The 3,416-nt window shown below is 53.9% G+C and carries 6 protein-coding genes; all 6 read right to left on the bottom strand.

The features are described from left to right. Positions 1–95 precede the first annotated feature (95 nt). The 6 genes from MJ768_RS15510 to MJ768_RS13410 all read right to left on the bottom strand — a co-directional run bounded on the left by MJ768_RS15510 (position 96) and on the right by MJ768_RS13410 (position 3,247). Positions 96–251, bottom strand: coding sequence for an NADPH-dependent FMN reductase (locus tag MJ768_RS15510; protein ID WP_445083003.1), 156 nt, complete (start codon positions 249–251; stop codon positions 96–98). A 78-nt stretch (positions 252–329) separates the two neighbouring features. Further along, positions 330–632: an addiction module antidote protein gene (locus MJ768_RS13390; RefSeq protein ID WP_305855932.1), complete on the bottom strand. Its 303-nt coding sequence runs from the start codon at positions 630–632 to the stop codon at positions 330–332. 6 nt (positions 633–638) lie between these two features. Then, a complete protein-coding gene (locus MJ768_RS13395) occupies positions 639–929 on the bottom strand; it encodes a type II toxin-antitoxin system RelE/ParE family toxin (RefSeq protein ID WP_239292429.1) in 291 nt (96 codons plus the stop codon). Between the two features lie 134 nt (positions 930–1,063). Beyond that, positions 1,064–2,134 (bottom strand): ribosome small subunit-dependent GTPase A, encoded by a 1,071-nt coding sequence (gene rsgA, locus MJ768_RS13400; protein WP_239292431.1) that lies wholly within the window; start codon positions 2,132–2,134, stop codon positions 1,064–1,066. 55 nt (positions 2,135–2,189) lie between these two features. Then, entirely contained in the window at positions 2,190–2,888 is a 699-nt protein-coding gene (locus tag MJ768_RS13405; protein ID WP_239292433.1) for a dienelactone hydrolase family protein, read from the bottom strand. An 80-nt stretch (positions 2,889–2,968) separates the two neighbouring features. Continuing rightward, positions 2,969–3,247, bottom strand: a complete 279-nt coding sequence (locus MJ768_RS13410) for a hypothetical protein (protein ID WP_239292435.1) — start codon at positions 3,245–3,247, stop codon at positions 2,969–2,971. Positions 3,248–3,416 lie beyond the last annotated feature (169 nt).

The following is a 3,416-nucleotide window of genomic DNA, read 5'->3' on the forward strand; positions in this document are numbered from 1 at the left end:
CCCTAGTTTATTGAAATGCAACGGGGTTTTGTGGGGAGACCTCAGAGTCTGACCCCATTGATTTTGGACCCCATTGATTTTGCTGACCCCATTGATTATTGCTCGAGATCGGGATTGAAGTGCGGGAGTTCGCCAAGGCCAGCGAAGACCGAGATTTCCAGCCCGGCCGGTGCTAAACGCGCTGCGGCCCGGCAGAAGGCGGCGTTGACTGAGGCAGCACGCAAGCTACCGGCTATGGCGAGTACGTTCATGAGGCCCAACGTAGAATTAACCGGCTGGCGCGGCTTTATTACGCCAGTCCGAGTTGAATGGAGGGCTGGGCGTTTGGGTCAGGTGCTGACTGCTTCAGCATGTAGCTTAATGCCCAGTGCGCCGACTACTTTCAGGATGGTGTCGAAGCTCGGCGCGCGATCACCTGAAAGTGCTTTGTAAAGGCTTTCACGTGACAAGCCGGCGTCTCGCGCAACTTGGGACATGCCCTTAGCGCGCGCGATGTCACCCAATGCTTTTGCGATGAATGTCGCATCACCATTTGCTTCTTCCAGACAGGCTTCCAGATAGGCCGCCATTTCTTCTGGTGTGCGCAAATGCTCTGCGATGTCGTAGCGAGTAGTAATAGTTTTTGCCATCATGCTCTCCTAAAGATTGTGTGCAAGACGCAAAGCGATTTTGATATCTGCAGCTTGGGTAGTTTTATCCCCGCCTGCCAGCAAAATCACAACCTCGCGCCCACGTTTCGTAAAGTACACCCGGTAACCAGGGCCGTAGTCAATACGCAATTCAGAAACACCTTCTCCAACAGCCTTGGCGTTGCCCGGATTGCCCGCCGCAAGGCGCTCAATTCTGACTTGGATGCGCGCACGTGCCTGTAGGTCACGAAGGTTATCGATCCACTGAGCATAGGTTTTAGTTTTGCGAATTTCTAGCATAGCAAACTGTAGCCCCGTGGATACATATTGTCAACGTTAAGATTACATCGTGTAAGGTGCCCAACGATTGGGCTCAGGCCGCGGCCCGTCAGGGCCGTCGCGCCTGCAGCGAATTGTTATGCGCCGCGTAGACGCTAGTCTTCTTCGAGGTCTTTCTTGGCCGACTTTATAAACCTGCCAAAATCCTTATCTTTCTTGCGCTTTTCAGCGGATGACATCTGATAGTACTCGGACTCACTCCTCAACTTGATGAAGTTCTCATGGTGCTCGGCATCAATTTCACCGGTCTCTAATGCCTTTAGAACTGCACAGCCTGGCTCATTGGTGTGCGTGCAATCTCTGAAATGGCATTGGGAGGAGAGCGCAATGATGTCGGAATAGCTGGCATCAATTCCTCCCTCTGCACCAAGCACGCCAAATTCCCGCATCCCGGGGTTGTCGATGACCATCGCGCCATTTTCGAGGACGATGAGCTCCCGGCGAACGGTCGTATGTCGTCCCTCTCCGGTTCCGCTGACCACTTTCGTTTCAAGCACAGCACGACCCACAAGGCCGTTGATAATGGTGCTCTTTCCGACGCCTGACGAGCCAACAAAGCAGTACGTTTTGCCTGGTGAAAGAACGCCTTTCAGTTCGTCGATCCCTTCTCCCGTGACATTGCTCAGCGTTAACACGGGCGCGGTAACACCGGCGCTCAAGATTTGCGCAAGCTGGGCGGCCAGTACTTCCTGCCCAACCAGGTCGATCTTGGTCAGGAGCACAAATGGCGTTGCTCCACCATCCCTCACCATTACCAGGTACCGCTCCAGTCTCTTAAGATTGAAGTCGTAGTGACATGACTGAACGATGATTACGACATCGACATTTGCTGCAATCATCTGGTATTCGACTGACTCTCCAGCCGCCTTGCGACGCAAGCAGGTCTTCCGGCTCAGCACCCCACGGACCAGCCCGAATTGATCCACTTGCGATTTTTCTACACATATCCAATCGCCGACACACGGTAGTTCCAACGATGACGCGGATTCATACATGAACTTTCCAGAGAGCTTTGCCCGGAAGGCACCAGTGTCATTGAGGAGCAGCAACTGATCCCGATCCACGGCCGCCACCCGCGCGACGGCGCCCGTTGGGTCGCAACGAAGCCGCGCTTGTTCTTCAAACCAGCTATCCCAGCCCAAGGCTTCAAGACTCGAATGCTTCATGCCTATTGCTCTTCAATTTCATGCGCAGGTGGCGGCGCATGGCCGGCGCTTAACGTCAAAGCTCACCGGCGTGCCGCTTTTTGGCGCGTCCGGTGGAGCGCAGTGTTAGCCCGCAATCAGCAAGGAACGCGAGGGTTCGTTTCCATGCCACGGCTGCTGCCTCAGGATGGAATGCCTCTGGCCGGTCACTCTCGAAAAACCAATGGCTCGTGCCGGGGTAGTCGTAGTAGCTGACACTTCTGCCGGATAGGTCGAGGTTTTTCTTGAGCTTTCTCACGCTGGCAGCGGAAACCCACTCGTCGTTTTCGGCGAAATGGAAAAGAAAATTCGAATTGCTGTGAGTGAAATCACCATTCCGCGCCGCATAGAAGACCACTGTAGCCGCAATTGGTAGTTCTGGCCGCTGAGCCAGCCACAGCGCCCAGTGCCCACCCATCGAAAATCCCACAATGGCAACATTGGGCGTAGTTACGGCATCGTGGTGTGAAAGGGAATTGATCGCCGCCATCAGTGTTTTGTAAGCTGGTTCGCGACGTGAAGCGGTTGCTTGCGCCCGAAGCTTTCTCGCGGTCTCTACTGTCGATGCGACTTTGCCATTGTAGAGATCGGGCGCAAGCGCGACAAAACCGGCCTCCGCCAAGCGGTCACATAGTCCCTTGAAGAATGCGTTGAGACCCCACCAGGAATGGAGGATGACTACTCCCGGTCCTGAACCGGATTTTGGGATCGCGATGTAATGTGGCTGGGTAATCATGAGGGCTAACGTAAAAGTTCAGCGGGCGACAAAAGCGAAGCTTTTGGCGGTGCTGGAACGCCTTATTGGGCGACCACAATTCATTCCCATAGCAAGTGCACCAGAAAAATGAATATAGAAGAAAAAATCAAGTAGGCAACCATGGCGGCCACTGAAATGAAGCCTGTAAAAACATAGCGAAGAACAGGGTGCTCTGTCTTGCGAAAAACCTTGTAATTGGTGGCACAGGCTATACCGTCACATGTACCACCCATTGCCTCACCAACAGCCACGAGTGCGATTGGTATCCATAACCACATGTGCTGGTACCAGTGAAGTTTAGGCTTGCTGAGATCTGATTCTGGTGGTGAGGTACTCATGATTCTCATATGCGGCGGCCTAGTGACGCCCAACGTAAAAGTGAGGGGCTGCGCGCTTTTGCGCAGCCCCGCTTGAGCGGAGGGTTGAACGAAGCCGCTATCGCGGAGAAACGCCCCTCAGCAGCCAGCTTAAATAACATAATTCATCCTCACCCCGAAAGGGATTTCT

Source organism: Candidatus Nitrotoga sp. 1052 (assembly GCF_927312905.1).
Taxonomy (GTDB): domain Bacteria; phylum Pseudomonadota; class Gammaproteobacteria; order Burkholderiales; family Gallionellaceae; genus Nitrotoga.

Bases quoted from the DNA above. Each gene is read 5' to 3' on its own strand.
- MJ768_RS15510 (WP_445083003.1), bottom strand. From the start codon at position 251: ATGAACGTACTCGCCATAGCCGGTAGCTTGCGTGCTGCCTCAGTCAAC.
- MJ768_RS13390 (WP_305855932.1), bottom strand. From the start codon at position 632: ATGATGGCAAAAACTATTACTACTCGCTACGACATCGCAGAGCATTTG.
- MJ768_RS13395 (WP_239292429.1), bottom strand. From the start codon at position 929: ATGCTAGAAATTCGCAAAACTAAAACCTATGCTCAGTGGATCGATAAC.
- rsgA (WP_239292431.1), bottom strand. From the start codon at position 2,134: ATGAAGCATTCGAGTCTTGAAGCCTTGGGCTGGGATAGCTGGTTTGAA.
- MJ768_RS13405 (WP_239292433.1), bottom strand. From the start codon at position 2,888: ATGATTACCCAGCCACATTACATCGCGATCCCAAAATCCGGTTCAGGA.
- MJ768_RS13410 (WP_239292435.1), bottom strand. From the start codon at position 3,247: ATGAGTACCTCACCACCAGAATCAGATCTCAGCAAGCCTAAACTTCAC.